The 15,449-nt window shown below is 65.3% G+C and carries 15 protein-coding genes; 7 read left to right on the top strand and 8 right to left on the bottom strand.

Annotation, left to right across the window (positions count from 1 at the left end; translation table 11 throughout):
• The first annotated feature begins 593 nt into the window (after nt 1-593).
• A complete protein-coding gene (locus tag ACQR1B_RS20450) occupies nt 594-1,937 on the top strand; it encodes an FAD/NAD(P)-binding protein (RefSeq protein WP_434833176.1) in 1,344 nt (447 codons plus the stop codon).
• A gap of 801 nt (nt 1,938-2,738) precedes the next feature.
• Here ACQR1B_RS20450 and ACQR1B_RS20445 read toward each other — a convergent pair.
• Together ACQR1B_RS20445 and ACQR1B_RS20440 are read right to left on the bottom strand one after the other, a co-directional pair.
• Nucleotides 2,739-2,996, bottom strand: coding sequence for a hypothetical protein (locus tag ACQR1B_RS20445; RefSeq protein WP_434833177.1), 258 nt, complete (start codon nt 2,994-2,996; stop codon nt 2,739-2,741).
• A 66-nt stretch (nt 2,997-3,062) separates the two neighbouring features.
• A complete protein-coding gene (locus tag ACQR1B_RS20440; RefSeq protein WP_434833178.1) occupies nt 3,063-4,100 on the bottom strand; it encodes a DUF2778 domain-containing protein in 1,038 nt (345 codons plus the stop codon).
• A gap of 223 nt (nt 4,101-4,323) precedes the next feature.
• Between ACQR1B_RS20440 and ACQR1B_RS20435 the strand changes: the two genes are divergently transcribed.
• From ACQR1B_RS20435 to ACQR1B_RS20425, 3 genes are all read left to right on the top strand, one after another.
• Nucleotides 4,324-4,758, top strand: coding sequence for a DUF1810 domain-containing protein (locus ACQR1B_RS20435; protein WP_434833389.1), 435 nt, complete (start codon nt 4,324-4,326; stop codon nt 4,756-4,758).
• A 162-nt stretch (nt 4,759-4,920) separates the two neighbouring features.
• The gene (locus ACQR1B_RS20430; protein WP_434833179.1) at nt 4,921-5,166 is read left to right on the top strand and encodes a hypothetical protein; all 246 of its coding nucleotides are present in this window, start codon (nt 4,921-4,923) and stop codon (nt 5,164-5,166) included.
• Between the two features lie 196 nt (nt 5,167-5,362).
• Nucleotides 5,363-7,459 carry a PAS domain-containing protein gene (locus ACQR1B_RS20425; RefSeq protein ID WP_434833180.1) on the top strand — a complete coding sequence of 699 codons (2,097 nt, stop codon included), beginning with the start codon at nt 5,363-5,365 and terminating at the stop codon, nt 7,457-7,459.
• A 25-nt stretch (nt 7,460-7,484) separates the two neighbouring features.
• Here the strand turns inward: ACQR1B_RS20425 and ACQR1B_RS20420 are convergent, their stop codons facing one another.
• From ACQR1B_RS20420 to ACQR1B_RS20405, 4 genes are all read right to left on the bottom strand, one after another.
• Nucleotides 7,485-9,107, bottom strand: a complete 1,623-nt coding sequence (locus tag ACQR1B_RS20420; protein ID WP_434833181.1) for an ABC-F family ATP-binding cassette domain-containing protein — start codon at nt 9,105-9,107, stop codon at nt 7,485-7,487.
• A gap of 103 nt (nt 9,108-9,210) precedes the next feature.
• Nucleotides 9,211-9,678 (bottom strand): hypothetical protein, encoded by a 468-nt coding sequence (locus ACQR1B_RS20415; RefSeq protein ID WP_434833182.1) that lies wholly within the window; start codon nt 9,676-9,678, stop codon nt 9,211-9,213.
• Between the two features lie 126 nt (nt 9,679-9,804).
• Complete coding sequence (locus tag ACQR1B_RS20410; RefSeq protein WP_434833183.1) at nt 9,805-10,632, bottom strand: tetratricopeptide repeat protein; 828 nt, start codon at nt 10,630-10,632, stop codon at nt 9,805-9,807.
• A gap of 174 nt (nt 10,633-10,806) precedes the next feature.
• Nucleotides 10,807-11,841 carry a glutamine synthetase beta-grasp domain-containing protein gene (locus ACQR1B_RS20405; RefSeq protein WP_434833184.1) on the bottom strand — a complete coding sequence of 345 codons (1,035 nt, stop codon included), beginning with the start codon at nt 11,839-11,841 and terminating at the stop codon, nt 10,807-10,809.
• A 544-nt stretch (nt 11,842-12,385) separates the two neighbouring features.
• Between ACQR1B_RS20405 and ACQR1B_RS20400 the strand changes: the two genes are divergently transcribed.
• A complete protein-coding gene (locus ACQR1B_RS20400) occupies nt 12,386-12,580 on the top strand; it encodes a DUF2735 domain-containing protein (RefSeq protein ID WP_434833185.1) in 195 nt (64 codons plus the stop codon).
• A gap of 254 nt (nt 12,581-12,834) precedes the next feature.
• Here ACQR1B_RS20400 and ACQR1B_RS20395 read toward each other — a convergent pair whose 3' ends face one another.
• Together ACQR1B_RS20395 and ACQR1B_RS20390 are read right to left on the bottom strand one after the other, a co-directional pair.
• Nucleotides 12,835-13,053, bottom strand: coding sequence for a hypothetical protein (locus ACQR1B_RS20395; RefSeq protein WP_434833186.1), 219 nt, complete (start codon nt 13,051-13,053; stop codon nt 12,835-12,837).
• Between the two features lie 86 nt (nt 13,054-13,139).
• The gene (locus tag ACQR1B_RS20390; protein WP_434833187.1) at nt 13,140-13,901 is read right to left on the bottom strand and encodes an SGNH/GDSL hydrolase family protein; all 762 of its coding nucleotides are present in this window, start codon (nt 13,899-13,901) and stop codon (nt 13,140-13,142) included.
• A gap of 71 nt (nt 13,902-13,972) precedes the next feature.
• Here ACQR1B_RS20390 and ACQR1B_RS20385 point away from each other — a divergent pair, with 71 nt between their 5' ends.
• The gene (locus ACQR1B_RS20385; protein ID WP_434833188.1) at nt 13,973-14,653 is read left to right on the top strand and encodes an SDR family oxidoreductase; all 681 of its coding nucleotides are present in this window, start codon (nt 13,973-13,975) and stop codon (nt 14,651-14,653) included.
• A gap of 93 nt (nt 14,654-14,746) precedes the next feature.
• A complete protein-coding gene (locus tag ACQR1B_RS20380; protein ID WP_434833189.1) occupies nt 14,747-15,445 on the top strand; it encodes a DUF2161 domain-containing phosphodiesterase in 699 nt (232 codons plus the stop codon).
• The last annotated feature ends 4 nt before the right edge of the window (nt 15,446-15,449 follow it).

The following is a 15,449-nucleotide window of genomic DNA, read 5'->3' as shown; positions in this document are numbered from 1 at the left end:
TTGAAGCGCGATGCGATATGGAGTTGTTCAGCAGGCAGCACCCGCGATGGTCACGGCGCCGCGCGCCGTGACCGCCGTGTCACAGGATCAACAGCACCGGGCGCAGACGCTGCGCAGCAGGCTGCAATCACTGATTGGAGCCGCGCCACCATGGCGGCGGCCGTCGTTGCCGATCATGCACGTCCCCTCTGTCGATCACCATCGATCGACCGACGAATTGTCGCAGACAAGCCAGGACCCGGCGAGTCCAAGACCGTCTCTTTTTGACGCGGGATATAAAAGCCGCTTTCTTAGTTGCCTTGCGCGCACGTCATTTGTTTTTCGGGTGAGCGCTGTGGACGATCAGCTCTGTCCGCGCTGATGCCGGTCTTCGCGGCATGTTGCGAACACCAGCGTAGCATTTGGAAATCTCCCGCCGTCGCGCAGCCGCAGAGTCGCATCGAGGTTCCCCGGAGCAAATCCTGTCTCATGCGACGCCAAAGTCGAAACGTTCTTTTCAAATTTCACCGGAAACTGACGTTGGCGACGACTCGCTCTGGCCGATACTACGAAGGCCGCATAAAGTTGTCCGCCGACGGCGACGGCGAGCGGACATGACGAGACGACATGCGATCGTGATCGGCGGCGGCGCCAGCGGCGCACTGGCCGCGTTCCATCTCCTCAGCCGGCCGGACCCGCTCTACACCGTGACGCTGATCGAGCGATGGCACGAGTTCGGACGCGGTCTGGCCTATCGCACCACGAGCCCCGACCATCTGCTCAATGTTCGGGCCGGCAACATGAGCGCGCGGCCCGACGATCCCGACGATTTCATCCGCTGGCTCGGAACCAGCGTCTCTCCGCATGCGGCAGACCCCTACAGCTTCGTGCCGCGACGCATCTTCGGGGACTACATCGCAAGCCTGATCGCGCCGTTCGCCGAGGCCTCGGCACCGTCCGGGCTGACGCTGTTGACGGGCGAATGCGTCGCCATCAGCGAAGGTCCCGACGGTGTGCTCGTCAGACTGGCGGATGGCAACAGCCTGCATTCCGACGTCCTCGTTCTCGCGACCGGCAATGATTCACGTCAGGCGCCGTTCGCCTATTATGCCAATCCCTGGTCGCCCCAGATCGACGACGGCCTGGCAAAGGACGCGCCGCTCCTGATCCTCGGCGCCGGCCTGACGATGATCGATTTCGTGCTGTCGCGCGTGCGGGCCGGACACCGCGGCCGGATCATCGCGCTGTCGTGCCGGGGCCTGATGTCGCATGCCCACCGGCAGGTCGCCCCGCTCGAGATCGACGAGCGCGACGTGCCGTTCGGCGCGAGCGCCCGGGTGCTGCTGCGCTTGCTGCGTACCCGCGCCGAGGCGCATGTCGCCATGGGCGGCGATTGGCGCAGCGTCGTCGACGGCATCCGGCCGTTCACCCAGAGGCTTTGGCAGCAGCTGCCGCCGGCGTCGCGGCGCCAGTTTCTCGAGCATGGCCGCGCATGGTGGGAAATCCATCGTCACCGCATGGCGCCGGCGGTCGAGGCCATGCTCGGCGACGTCATCGCCAGCGGCCAGTTGACGGTGATCGCCGGCAAGGTCGTCGACACCGCAACGGTGAGAAACGGCGCGCGGGTGACCTACCGGCCGCGCGGCCAGAGCAACCACGAGACCATCGACGTCGCGGCCGTCGTCGACTGCACCGGAATCGTGCTCGACCCCGGCGCCACCGCCAACCCGGCGCTGCGCAGCCTGTTCGCGCAGGGCTTGGCGCAGGTCGATCCGCTGCGGATCGGCCTCCAGGCCGACGGCGACTGCGCGCTCATCGGCAGCAGCGGCGCTCCGTCACGGCGCCTGTTTGCGGTCGGCCCGCTCACCCGCCCGGCGTTCTGGGAGATCATCGCCATCCCCGACATCCGCAACCAGTGCGCCGCGCTCGCGCAGCGCCTCACCCGGGACCCGCCGTAACCTCGCCCCGCGCAGCGTCTCGCCCGCTTTTTTGAGATGCGCGCAAAAACCGAATTCGCGTTGCGCATCAGGCTGATTTGGGCTGTCCAGTCCCACCGCGAAAAATATTCCCCTTTTCCGAATCTCGATTTCGTGCTTTCCTAAGGCCATCCCGTGCTCACAAGAGGGGCGTATCGCGGTCGTCACGGTCGTTGGGCGCGGGGAGCGGTGGACGCGATGGCAGCGCAGCGCATCTTGCGCCGACGAACGATGCCGTTGCGTACGGTCAAGTCGCGTGGTCCTGGCATCCCGACGCTGATGCCGCGCTGGTGCGAAAGCGCCATGCGCAAACGGTGACCAGAAAGCCCGGCGCACCGGGGAGAACGCGAAGCAGCCGTGAAAACCATCGCGCGGGGAATGCCGGTTGTCGGCTGAACCTGTGGTGACTGCCGCCTGCTTTTTTCTGCAGGCGGGCCATGGGTTGCGGCCAGCAGCCCGGCATTCCCCGCGCCCTCTTCTATTCGAGGGCCACCATCGAGGGATCACTCGGGCGCCGGATGCGTCGCGAGAACGCGAGATCGTGCGTGGATGACGTGAAGGCAATGAGGGGATCGGCGTCTCATTTCGTCGTGCCCCGTTTCCACCGCTGTCATGCCCCGCGCAGGCGGGGCATCCAGTACGCCGCGGCCTCACGGTCGATCACGGCTGCCGCGGAGTACTGGATCGCCCGGTCAAGCCGGGCGATGACAGTGACTATGAGGTGAGCGCGCGGTCAAGATGAGCTACGGCCGGTGTCACATCCGTTCTGGGGGGCGATCTCCCTCACAACAACTTCGCACTCACGAACAGCGTGCGCACCGCGTTGGTGGCCTGCACCGTCATGATGGCGTTGTCGGCGGCATCCCGCAGCGCTGCCATCGCCTGGTCGTGCAGCGACTTGTATTCCATCCATTCGACGGCGTTGAGGCTGGAGAGGAACTGATGAGCCTGCCCGACCGTCGAAATCACCAACGGCTTGCCGTTCACCTTGATGTTGAAGGTGGTACGCAGACGCGTTTCCGAGTTTGCGGGATCAATCATGGGGACCTTCCGGAAGATGCGACTGATGTCACCGCCGAGGTCGCGCACAGGCCCGGCAACGAAACGTCACTCGGTCTTTTGCGCGGTCCGTGTCGGGGTACCAGCCTCGAGCCCGACGACGACGACGAGTCGGTTGAACTCGCCCTCATCATACGCCTTCAGGAAGCGATCGTAATTCTTGATCGAGACACAGCCGTTCGAATCGCCCTCCGGGCCCAGCATATAAGGGTGGGTCAGCAATCCGCTCCGGCCGAGGGTCGATCCGTCCACCACGTTCATGCGCAGGGCGCGCACGCCGTGAAACGGCCTCTCCCGCGGCTTGAGATCATAGGTCGCCGGCGGCGTCGCGCCGATCATGCGCTGATTGACGTGCTCGGGGTCGTCGCGCAGGCTGCCCATGCCGGAATGAGCCTCGAGCCCGATGCCGGACGGCAGATAGACCATCTTCGCCTTGATGTCGTAGACCGCGGTCTTCTCGTAGCCGAGCGCACCGAGATCGATGCCGGAACGGACGATGCCGCTGTCCGGGCCGAGCGAGGCAAATTTGGTCGGGTTGGGCAGCAGATCCGACAGCTTCTGCAGGATCGAGCGGTCGTCGGCGCGCCCGACGGCGTCCGTCGCACTGGCCGACGCGAGGTTGATCGGCAGGTTGGCCACCGACGGCCGTGGTCGCGGCAACGGCACCCCGGGTGCAGGCATCGTCACGGTGTTGCCGTCCGTCAGCATCGGCCGCCAGTCGCTATGGTTGAGGTCACGCGCACCCGGATCGCGCGATTCCATGCCCTTGACCAGCGCGGCCCGGGCATCCAGCAACTGACGATCGAGGCCGCGAAGGGCGAAACGGTCGAGCGCGCGGATGGCGTCTTTTTCCGAATAGGCGGACGCCGAAGCGGAGGCCGGCGCGAACCGGGTTTCGAAGGTCAGGGACGGAGCTGTGTCCACGGGAAGCGCTGCCGTTGCAACAGCCGCCGGATCGCCGGCACCGACCCATGCGGCCACTCCCGCAGCGACCGCAAGTGCCCCAAGCACGGTTGCGATCGCTTCGGAGCGCCCGAAGCGGCCTTGCGACAACAGAACGTCTACGCTTGCTTCACTGGAAGCCATCACGTCCCCGATATACCCCTCTTTCGGACCACCGCAGAAGGCGCCCGACCCCAAGGGTACGATTCGACCCGTCATGACATAGGATGGCAAGAGTGCGGCATAATCTAGACAAAGGCCAGCCCGGACGATTCCGGCGCGACCTTCGAGCGGGCCGGTCCAAAGGCCTCGCCCTCGCCCAGGAAAAGATGGATTATATCGAAAATTCAATCGGTTGGAGGATATGATGAATGCCATTTCGAGCGACCTCGGCCGATTTGTCGACGCACAGAATTCGATTTATTCCCGTGTGACCGCCGAACTTGCGGCCGGATGCAAACAAAGCCACTGGATGTGGTTCATCTTTCCCCAGGTCGAAGGGCTCGGCACCTCGACCATGGCTCAGCGCTACGCCATCCGCTCGTCGGCCGAGGCTGCGGCGTACCTCGCCCACCCGATACTCGGAGCGCGCCTGCTCGAATGTACCCGTCTCGTGCTCGCCGTGAGGGACAAGTCGCTGCGCGACATCCTCGGCTCGCCTGACGACGTCAAGTTTCGCTCGTGCATGACGCTGTTCGATTCGGTCCACCCGAAGGCCGAGTTCGCGGCGGCCATCGACCGTTATTGCAACGGCATGCGGGATCCCGCGACACTGGCCTTTCTGCAGCGCGACATGCGGTGATGAAGCGCCGCACAGCGCGTCACGACGGCGTCACCGGTAGCATGCTGGTGGGAGCGCCCTCATGCAGGGCCGAATTCGGGTGATAGCCCGAACGGGAAACTTGATCGCGCCAAGATTTGCCGCTCCCATTCGCCGCATTGTTTGTCCCAAGGAGACACGCTCATGAAGAAACTTTTCCTGATTGCCGCACTCGCGACTTTCGCTGCGGGTTCAGCCTTCGCTCAGGACAGTTGCGAGACCAAGGCCGTCGGCAAGGACGGCAAGGCGCTCGCCGGCGCCGCCAAGACCTCGTTCATGAAGAAGTGCATGGCCGAGACGTGCGCGACTAAGGCGGTCGGCTCCGACGGCAAGAAGCTCGCCGGTGCCGCGAAAACCAGCTTCATGAAGAAGTGCGAGGCCGGCGGCTGACGCAGGCGCTGCCGTCGACATCGGAGCCCCGCCGCCAGACTTGGCGGGGCCGCGCGACGGGGCGAGTTCCGTCGGCGGCGGCGTACCGCTGAGATCATTGACATGTTATGGTGTCACCTGATCTCCACATCGAGTTCCACATGCCCTGCCGAATGCCCTGCTGCCATGAAACTTCTGCTCTTGCGCGCGAGGCGGCGTGAGCGCCGCAGAGATCGATGCGCTGACGCAGCGGCTGCAGGAGCTCGAAAGCGAGAACGCCCGCCTTCAGGCCCTGTTTGCCGCCGACGCCGGCAAACGCGCCCGTGCCGAAACGGCGCTGGCCGAGAGCGAGGAGCGTTATCGCACGCTGTTCAACTCGATCGATGAGGGCTTCTGCATCATCGAGTTCTTCGACGGTCCGCACGGCCCGTTGAGCGACTACATCCACGTCGAGGCCAACCCGGCCTATGCGCTGCACGCGGGCATCCCCAACGTGGTCGGGCAGAAGGTGCGCGAGATGGTGCCGGCCGAGGCCGACGGCTGGGTCGAGCTCTATGGCGGTGTGCTGAGCACCGGCGAGCCGATCCGCTTCGAACGCGAACTGGTCGCCACCGGCCGCTACCTCGAACTGGCGGCGTTCCGGGTCGAGCCGGCGACGCGGCGCCAGGTCGCGGTGCTGTTCCAGGACATCACCGCCCGCAAGCGCGCCGAGACGGCGCTGCAGGAAATCAACGACACGCTGGAAGCGCGCGTCGTCGCGGCGCTGGCCGAGCGCAAGCTGCTCGCCGACATCGTCGAAGGCACCAACGCCTTCGTGCAGGTGGTCGACATGCAGTTTCGGCTGATCGCAATCAACGGCGCCGCGGTGCAGGAGTTCGGCCGCATCTTCGGCGTCCAGCCCAAGGTCGGCGACGATCTGCTGGAGCTGTTCAAGGACCTTCCGGACCATCAGTCGGCAGTTCGCGCCGTGTGGTCGCGGGCGTTGGCCGGCGAGGAGTTCGTCGCGGTCGGCGAGTTCGGCGAGGCCAGCCGCGACCGCCGCTTCTACGAGTTGCGCTTTTCGGCGCTGCGCGACGCCTCGGGCGAGCAGATCGGCGCCTATCAGTTCGCCTATGACGTCACCGATCGGCTGCGCGAGCAGGCGCGGCTGCGCGAGGCCGAAGAGGCGCTGCGCCAGTCGCAGAAGATGGAGGCGGTCGGACAGTTGACCGGCGGCATCGCGCACGACTTCAACAATCTGCTGACAGGCATCATGGGCTCGCTCGAGATGCTGCAGACGCGGCTGCGCCAGGGCCGCTATACGGAGGTCGACCGCTACGTCGCCGCCGCCCAGGGTGCCTCGAAGCGCGCGGCCGCCTTGACGCATCGCCTGCTCGCCTTCTCGCGCCGCCAGACGCTCGATCCCAAACCCACCGACGTCAACCGGCTGGTGATCGGGATGGAGGAGCTGGTCCGCCGCACGGTCGGACCGCAGACGGCGCTGGAGGTGGTCACCGCCGGCGGCCTGTGGCCGACGCTGATCGATCCCTCGCAACTCGAAAGCGCGCTGCTCAACCTCTGCATCAATGCGCGTGACGCGATGCCCGATGGCGGGCGGATCACGATCGAGACTGCCAACAAATGGCTCGACGACCGCGCGGCGCGTGAACGCGACCTTCCGCCTGGCCAGTATATCTCGCTCTGCGTGACCGACACCGGCACCGGCATGACCCCCGACGTGATCGAGCACGCCTTCGATCCGTTCTTCACGACCAAGCCGATCGGACAAGGCACCGGCCTCGGCCTCTCGATGGTCTACGGCTTCGTCCGGCAATCGGGCGGACAGGTGCGGATCTATTCCGAACTCGGCCAGGGCACCACGATGTGTCTGTATTTTCCGCGCCACTATGCCGGCGAGGCCGAAGCCGACGATCCAACGCACGTCGGCACGGCGATGTCGGCGCGCACCGGGCAAACGATCCTGGTGGTCGACGACGAGCCGACCATTCGCATGCTGGTGATGGAGATCCTCGATGAGCGCGGCTTCGCCGTGATCGAGGCCAAGGACGGGCCGACGGGCCTTGCGGCGCTGCAGTCGCATGCGCGCGTCGACCTCCTCGTCACCGACGTCGGCCTGCCGGGCGGCATGAACGGCCGTCAGCTCGCCGACGCCGCGCGCGCGACGCGGCCCGGTCTCAAGGTGCTGTTCATCACCGGCTACGCCGAGAACGCGATCCTCGGCAATGGCCGGCTCGCGCCGGGCATGCAGGTCTTGACCAAGCCGTTCGACGTCGAAGCGCTCGCCGGACGCGTCACCGAGATGATCGAGAGCTGATGGAGGGAGGTTGAGGCCGAAAGAATCAGCTGCGCAGGCCCGGCGCCTCGTGACCGCTGCGGGCGACATATTCGGTGTAGCCGCCGCCATATTGGTGGATGCCGTCGGGAGTCAGCTCGAGCAGACGATTGGACAGCGCGGCGAGGAAGTGGCGGTCGTGCGAGACGAACAGCATGGTGCCCTCGAAGCTCGACAGCGCCGTGATCAGCATCTCCTTGGTCGCCATGTCCAGATGGTTGGTCGGCTCGTCCAGCACCAGGAAGTTCGGCGGATCGTAGAGCATCTTGGCCATCACCAGCCGCGCCTTCTCGCCGCCCGACAGCACCCGGCATCTTTTCTCGACATCGTCGCCGGAGAAGCCGAAGCAGCCCGCCAGCGCGCGCAGCGAACCCTGCCCGGCCTGCGGGAAGGAATGCTCGAGCGACTCGAACACGGTGTCGTCGCCGTCGAGCAGATCCATCGCGTGCTGGGCGAAATAGCCCATCTTGACGCTGCCGCCGATCGTCACCGCGCCGTCGTCGGGCTCGGCCGTGCCGGCGACGAGTTTCAGCAAGGTCGACTTGCCGGCGCCGTTGACGCCCATCACGCACCAGCGCTCGCGGCGCCGGATCATGAAGTCCAGCCCCTCATAGATGCGGCGGCTGCCATAGCTCTTGGAGACGTTCTTCAGCGCCACCACGTCCTCGCCCGACCGCGGTGCCGGCAGGAAGTCGAACGCCACGGTCTGGCGCCGCTTCGGCGGCTCGACGCGCTCGATCTTGTCGAGCTTCTTGACCCGGCTCTGCACCTGCGCCGCATGCGAGGCCCGCGCCTTGAAGCGCTCGATGAACTTGATCTCCTTGGCGAGCATCGCCTGCTGACGCTCATATTGCGCCTGCTGCTGCTTCTCGTTCAGCGCCCGCTGCTGCTCGTAGAAATCGTAGTCGCCGGAATAGGTGGTGAGCTGGCCGGCGTCGATCTCGATCACCTTGTTGATGATGCGGTTGATGAACTCGCGGTCGTGCGAGGTCATCAGCAGCGCGCCCTCGTAACCTTTCAGGAAATGCTCCAGCCAGATCAGGCTCTCGAGATCGAGATGGTTCGAGGGCTCGTCGAGCAGCATCACATCGGGGCGCATCAGGAGAATGCGCGCCAAGGCAACGCGCATCTTCCAGCCGCCGGACAGAAGGCCGACATCCTTGTCCATCATCTCCTCGGAGAAGCCGAGGCCCGCCAACGCCTCGCGGGCGCGGCTGTCGAGCGCGTAGCCGTCGAGCTCCTCGAACCGCGCCAGCACCTCGCCGTAGCGCGCGATGATCTCGTCCATCTCGTCGGCGCGGTCCGGGTCGGCCATCGCCGTCTCGAGCTCCTTGAGCTCGGCGGCCACCGCGGATACCGGTCCTGCGCCATCCATGACCTCGGCCACGGCGCTGCGGCCGGACATCTCGCCGACGTCCTGATTGAAATAGCCGATCGAAACGCCGCGATCGATCGAGACCTGGCCCTCGTCCGGATGCTCGCGGCCCGAGATCATCCGGAACAGCGTCGTCTTGCCGGCGCCGTTGGGGCCGACCAGGCCGATCTTCTCGCCGCGCTGGAGGGCGGCGGAGGCTTCGATGAACAGAATCTGGTGGCCGACTTGCTTGCTGACGTTATCGAGGCGGATCATGAGGGCTCGGGCGTGGACATGTTGCCGCCGCTCTTAGTCCATGCGCGCCGCCGGTGGAAGGCGCAATTTGGTGCCGCCCGGCGTCCCCGTCATGCCGCCCGGTTCAGCGGCCCTGCGGCCGAAAATCCTGGTTTCCGAACGGCTTCTCGGTCGGGATGCGAATGGCGACATAGCCGCGATCCATCGTGGCGTGGCACGCATTGCAGCCCGAGCTCAGCTCGGTCACGGCTGACGCGAAACGCCTGCCGTCCTTGGCCGCGATCGCATCGGAGATCGACTGGAGCGGCTGGCCCAGGGTGGTCACGTTGGTCACCGGCAGACCCGAATAGAAGATCGCCGCGTCGGAGAGGCTCTGCCTCAACTGCGCCAGCTCATAGGCCGCGAGATCCCAGTTCTTGGCCTGTCCCGCGAACCACAGTTTCGCATGCCTGACCTGGATGAGGTTCATGATGTCGCCGAGCCGCGGCACGTATGCATCGCCGCTCGATCGCGTGTTCGGCGATTGTGCCGTCGCCAGCGATACGACCGAACTGGCCAGCACGACACCAATGATCCATCCCCGCCGTATCATCCGACACTCCGCTTCTTCGACGCAGTTCGCGCCCCGGAGACGGTTACCGCAGCCGCGCCCTGCCCCTTTTGCGATCGATCAACACCGCTGGACCGCGCAACGCAGACGGAGGTCGCGTCGGGGTGTTCAGAAGCAGAGATTGCTGACCAGATTGCCGCGCTTGTCCTTGAGCACATAGGGGCATTCGAGCCGCTTCAGCGCCTTCTTCGCATCCTCTTCGCCGAGATCGGCCGCGCGCTGGTAGTAGGACTTGGCGGCATCCTTGTCCTTCGCGCCACCGCGGCCCTGCTCGGCAAAGGCGCCCAACCGCTCCAGTGCGGCGGGGTGATTCTGTGCGGCAGCCTTCTCGAACAGGGCGCGCGCGGCCGTATCGTCCTGCGCCCCGCCCTTGCCGTCCGCGAGCATCAGGCCGAGCTGATACTGCGCCTCCGCATTGGTCTCGGCGGCCTTGGCCAGCAGCGAACGCGCGCGTGCCGGATCGGTCGCGGCCGCCCCGCCCCCCAGCGCGGCAAGGTTGCTGATGCCCCGCGGATTGCCGGCCTCGGCGGCGCGCTCGAGCAGCTTGCGTGCGTGCGCCTCGTCCTTGGCAACACCGGCGCCGGTCGCATAGAGGATGCCGAGCTCCACCATCGCGGCCGTCGAGCCCTTGTCGGCGGCCTTCCGCCACGCCGCGAGCGCCTCGGTCGCCTGCCTGTTGGCCGCGTAGGCGCGACCGAGCTGGTACAGCGCGCGTCGCGTTCCGCCGGACGCCTGCTTGCAGAACCTGACGGCGGTCGAAATGTCGGCCGCCGCGATCTCGCTCACGCCTTTCACATCGGCCGGCTTGTCCGGGTCGGCGGGATCGGCGGCCACGCGATCGCACAGGACGAGATCAGCCGACTGCGCATGGGCACCAACCGCGCAGGAGACGACGGCAAGGAGCGAGAGGCCAAGGGCAGCAGCTGTGTTCTTCATGGTCGCAAAAGTGCTAGCCCCGCCGAGAGAATGCAAGCGCATCCCCCGGAGATGCACCCAGGGTCGACGGCAATTCGTTCGTCACCGGATCACCTCAAACGAATGATCCGCCGAAGCGGCTGCTCCGGCGGATCATCATGTCAGCCCCTGCCCCGGGGATATGTGTTCGGCGTCTTAGGCCGCAGCTTTCGCGCCGGTCGGAACCATCGCGATCGTCTTCAGGACCTGAGACGCGATCTGGTAGGGGTCGCCTTGGGAATTCGGACGGCGGTCTTCCAGATAGCCCTTATAGGCATTGTTCACGAAGGAATGCGGCACGCGGATCGAAGCGCCGCGGTCGGCAATGCCCCAGCTGAACGTGTCGATCGACGCCGTCTCGTGCTTGCCGGTCAGGCGCATGTGGTTGTCCGGACCGTAAACGGCGATGTGATCGGCGCGGGCCTCCTTGAAGGCCTCCATCAGCTGCTCGAAGTACTCCTTGCCGCCCACTTCACGCATGTGCTTGGTCGAGAAGTTGCAGTGCATGCCCGAGCCGTTCCAGTCGGTGTCGCCCAGCGGCTTGCAGTGGAACTCGATGTCGATGCCGTACTTCTCGGTCAGGCGCAGCATCAGGTAGCGCGCCATCCACATCTGGTCGGCGGCCGTGCGCGAGCCCTTGCCGAACACCTGGAATTCCCACTGGCCCTTCGCGACTTCGGCGTTGATGCCTTCGTGGTTGATGCCGGCCGCGAGACAGAGGTCGAGATGCTCTTCGACGATCTCGCGTGCGACGTCGCCGACGTTCTTGAAGCCGACGCCGGTGTAGTACGGCCCCTGCGGAGCGGGGTAGCCGTGTTCCGGGAAGCCAAGCGGGCGGCCGTCCTTGTAGAAGAAGTATTCCTGCTCGAATCCGAACCACGCGTCCGGATCGTCCAGGATGGTCGCGCGCGCGTTGGACGGATGCGGCGTCTTGCCGTCCGGCATCATCACTTCGCACATCACCAGCGCGCCGTTGGTGCGCCCAGCGTCGGGGTAAACGGCGACCGGCTTCAGCACGCAGTCGGAGCTATGGCCTTCGGCCTGCATCGTCGACGAGCCGTCAAAGCCCCAAAGAGGCAGCTGTTCCAAGGTCGGGAACGAGGAAAATTCCTTGATCTGTGTCTTGCCGCGCAAATTCGGCACCGGCTTGTAGCCGTCGAGCCAGATGTACTCGAGCTTGTATTTCGTCATTGAGCCTCTCTGTCTTATCGAAAGGTGGGAGCCCAGCAATCGAAGGCTCCCCGCTTACCCGGCCACGATCGGCCAGCGCAGTCTTAAGCATGGAACGTGCCAAATCCCGCGACGTCCCGCCGCATGCGCCGCGGCTGACCCGGAGACCGTAAAGACCGATGTCCACCCGTCAGGGGTGCGTCAAAGCAGCGCGGCCGCGATTGCACCGGGTGCATGGCGAAGCGAACGGGCCGTCGCAAACCCGCTTGATTCCTTGGCATTTGCGGCAGCGCGAGAACCGGGCCGAGCAAGACGGGAGCAGTTCCCGGACATTTTTGAAAAGACCTGGCCTCCGTCTCGCAACCTTTGATCTGGCCCAACCGTTAATCAGCTGCACGTTGCTTCGCAGGGGGCAAACGCTGAAATGCCCAGGAAGCATGCAACATGTGATTTCAATTTGATCATGTTGCATTCTCCAAGGCATCGCCGATATCGGGGGTGGTAACCACAAGAGAACGAGTCGGGCGCACCATGACCGTGGTCCGATGGGAAGGAGATCTAGAGAATGGACACCAATGTGAACGAGGGATCCGCGAGGATCTATCAATTCCCCCGCGGGGGACGCGCTGGGCTCGCGCCTCGCCGTCTCGGCGAGACGTCTGCCCGGCAGATCGCTCCGTCCTTGCAGCCGGCGATCTACAGCGGCAGCTGGTACCATGACGAAGCAATTCAGGAAGCCAAGCCGGCGTGGGACCGCTGATGTCGACACGTCCCGTAACGCAGGTTTCGCGCAATTCTTGAAGGGTCGGACCGATGAGGTTCCGGCCCTTTTGCTTTCATCGGGCCTAGACGCTTCGAAACGCCCCGCAGACGATTGCGGGACCCTTGGCGTGAAGGATCCATCGCTGCGCCACGGATCTGCGTGAAGCACGGGGTCGAGCGCGCGCAGGTCATGCCGGGAATATCATAGTCTCGACGACGTCGCGCGCCGCGGCGGGGCCGTTCGATCCTCTGTCAGGCCGCTTCGATATCGGCCGTCTCAGCAGCCTCCAGCGCATCGAGATCGGCGATGACCTCCTCGAATGCGGAAATCGCCTGCTGTACCGCTGCAATCTGCATCAACTCCCAGCCGCTCACCGGGCCTGACCGGTTCTGCAAGGCGACCACGAGATCCCGCCGCTGCTCTTTCAGCTGCACCAGCGGTAAACCATGGTCCGGCAGATGTCTCATCATGACAAGGCTCCAACGCGCATCAAAGGCGGCACGGGATCACGCTAGCCCGCGGCGCTGGCGATTTGCTTACGAAACACCGGAAAATCTTATCGATCAGCCAGCGGTGCCGGGCTCGCCATGATGGCGTGTGCAAGGACTTCGCTGACCTTCGCGGTCGCGCATTCGCTCATATGCAGGCGATCGCCATGAGCGTCATCCATGGCTGACAACGGAATGCCGGCGTCACGCCAGCCTTTCATCAGGTCCCAGCGCCTGAACAGGTTGACACCAGCGGCCGACGTCACCTTTTCGATCCGCCGCTGCATGTCCTCGGCGAATGCCAGCCGTTTCGGATCGTCGACGATCGCCGCGGTGAATTGCAGGTCCATGACGATGACGTCGACCGGCATTCGGGCCAGCCAGCCGAGGCCGACGCGCAGCGCCGCCTCGACATCGTCGGGACTGTAGACCCCCACCCGATAGGCAGCGTTGGTGCCGACCTGCCAGATCACGAGCGACGGCTGCTCCGCGCCCACGTCACATTCGAAGCGCGACAACTCCTCCGGGGCTTCCTGGCCACCGACGCCGCGATTGAGGACGTCGATCACGCAGCCGAAATTGGCCTTGCGCAGCCTCTGCTCGATCCGCGCCGGAAACGCCACGATGTCATTGGTGCCTGCCGTGGACGATGAGCCCAGCGCCGCGACCCGGGTCTTGCGCTGGGCGCCCAGACTACCCCTGAAATGCACGAGCGGATGACGAAACGCGGCGAAAACGTCTGGAAATCCGCAAGAGCCTGTCGCGGTCATGGTCACCTCTGACGCACCACACCTTTTGATTGCAATTGCATGACGCGGCTGCGCAGCCATTGCAACTGCTCCGCTTGGCAATAGTATAAAAAGGGACGCTGCGGGGCGTTTGAACGGGGACCGGGGACGGAATGAACGGATCAGTGATCGTCATTACGGGGGCGCAGGGCGCGCTCGGGCGCAGCGTTGCCGATCTTGCGCTGGCACGTGGAGCGCACGTGGCCGGGATCGACCACGCGCAAGCCGAAATCCCGGCCAGTGATGACCGGATCGAACTGGGCGGCGTCGATCTGTCCGATCCTGAACAGGCCAAGGTCGCGATCGACTCGGTGGCCGCCCATTTCGGCACTTTGGACGCCTTGATCAACGTCGCGGGCGCGTTCGCATTCGAAAACACCGCCGACGGCGACGACTCCGTCTGGGAGAAGATGCACGCGCGCAATCTCATGACGGCGCTGCATGCCTCCCGTGCGGCGATTCCGCATCTGGTGCGCTCCAGCACCGGCCGCATCGTCAACATCGGCGCGATGGGTGCGCTCCAGGCGGGTGCGGGCATGGGGCCCTATGCGGCCTCCAAATCGGGCGTGCATCGCCTGACCGAAGCGCTCGCGGCCGAGTGGAAGGGCAAGATCACGGTCAACGCAGTCCTGCCCTCGACCATCGACACGCCCGCCAACCGCGCCAGCATGCCCAAAGCCGATTTCGACAAATGGGTGACGCCGCAGGAACTCGCAGAAGTGATCCTGTTTCTGGCCAGCGACGCGGCGAGCGGCGTGACCGGCGCACTGATACCGGTGGTCGGCCGCATGTAGCGACAGCCGGCCACTTCGACGTCCAATTGGCGCTGACAGCACGCGACGCACCGGGCTAGACTCGCGCGCCTGAGTCGCAACGGTGGTCGGCCCTTGGAAACCGCGCTCTACCTTCCCGTCAAACGCTTCCTCGAAAGCCTCGGCTTCACGGCCAAAGGGGAAGTCGGCGGCTGCGATGTGGTCGCGCTGAAGGGCGAGGACCCGCCCATCGTCGTGATCTGCGAACTCAAGCAGGCCTTCAACCTCGAACTGCTGCTGCAGGCGGTCGATCGCGCTGGCGCCTGCGATGAAGTCTGGGTCGCGGCCAGACTGTCAGTGCGCGGCAAAGGCCGCGAGAGCGATGCACGCTACCGCAATCTGTGCCGCCGGCTGGGCTTCGGCATGCTGGCGGTGACCTCGACCGGTCAGGTGGAGGTGCTGGTGCAGCCGCCCACCACGGCGCCCCGCAAGAATCCCAAGAAGCGTTCGCGTCTCGTGATCGAGCATCAACGGCGCAAGGGCGACCCCGTCGCCGGCGGATCGACCCGCGCTCCCATCATGACGGCCTATCGGCAGCAGGCGCTGGCCTGCGCTTCGGCGCTCTCGGGCGGCCCCAAGCGCGTCCGCGAACTGCGCACGGACATCCCGGATGCACCGAAGATTTTGCAACGAAACGTCTATGGTTGGTTCGATCGCGCCGAGCGTGGCGTCTACGCCCTCACCAAAGCCGGGCACGCGGCCTTGCGCCGCTGGCCCCAGCATATCCACATGACGGAGGCAGCGTTGCCCGATCGCGACATGGTGAACGCATAACTGG

This window comes from Bradyrhizobium oligotrophicum (genome assembly GCF_051168495.1).
GTDB classification, from domain to species: domain Bacteria; phylum Pseudomonadota; class Alphaproteobacteria; order Rhizobiales; family Xanthobacteraceae; genus Bradyrhizobium; species Bradyrhizobium oligotrophicum_A.
Note: the sequence above shows the minus strand (reverse complement) of the source record. Positions and strands in the feature narration are given on the sequence as shown.

What these genes read in the sequence shown, in the direction of transcription:
- ACQR1B_RS20390 (WP_434833187.1), bottom strand. Translation starts at nt 13,901, where the DNA reads ATGGCTGCGCAGCCGCGTCATGCAATTGCAATCAAAAGGTGTGGTGCG.
- ACQR1B_RS20440 (WP_434833178.1), bottom strand. Translation starts at nt 4,100, where the DNA reads ATGGCTTCCAGTGAAGCAAGCGTAGACGTTCTGTTGTCGCAAGGCCGC.
- ACQR1B_RS20395 (WP_434833186.1), bottom strand. Translation starts at nt 13,053, where the DNA reads ATGATGAGACATCTGCCGGACCATGGTTTACCGCTGGTGCAGCTGAAA.
- ACQR1B_RS20430 (WP_434833179.1), top strand. Translation starts at nt 4,921, where the DNA reads ATGAAGAAACTTTTCCTGATTGCCGCACTCGCGACTTTCGCTGCGGGT.
- ACQR1B_RS20415 (WP_434833182.1), bottom strand. Translation starts at nt 9,678, where the DNA reads ATGATACGGCGGGGATGGATCATTGGTGTCGTGCTGGCCAGTTCGGTC.
- ACQR1B_RS20420 (WP_434833181.1), bottom strand. Translation starts at nt 9,107, where the DNA reads ATGATCCGCCTCGATAACGTCAGCAAGCAAGTCGGCCACCAGATTCTG.
- ACQR1B_RS20435 (WP_434833389.1), top strand. Translation starts at nt 4,324, where the DNA reads ATGAATGCCATTTCGAGCGACCTCGGCCGATTTGTCGACGCACAGAAT.
- ACQR1B_RS20450 (WP_434833176.1), top strand. Translation starts at nt 594, where the DNA reads ATGACGAGACGACATGCGATCGTGATCGGCGGCGGCGCCAGCGGCGCA.
- ACQR1B_RS20385 (WP_434833188.1), top strand. Translation starts at nt 13,973, where the DNA reads ATGAACGGATCAGTGATCGTCATTACGGGGGCGCAGGGCGCGCTCGGG.
- ACQR1B_RS20405 (WP_434833184.1), bottom strand. Translation starts at nt 11,841, where the DNA reads ATGACGAAATACAAGCTCGAGTACATCTGGCTCGACGGCTACAAGCCG.
- ACQR1B_RS20400 (WP_434833185.1), top strand. Translation starts at nt 12,386, where the DNA reads ATGGACACCAATGTGAACGAGGGATCCGCGAGGATCTATCAATTCCCC.
- ACQR1B_RS20410 (WP_434833183.1), bottom strand. Translation starts at nt 10,632, where the DNA reads ATGAAGAACACAGCTGCTGCCCTTGGCCTCTCGCTCCTTGCCGTCGTC.
- ACQR1B_RS20445 (WP_434833177.1), bottom strand. Translation starts at nt 2,996, where the DNA reads ATGATTGATCCCGCAAACTCGGAAACGCGTCTGCGTACCACCTTCAAC.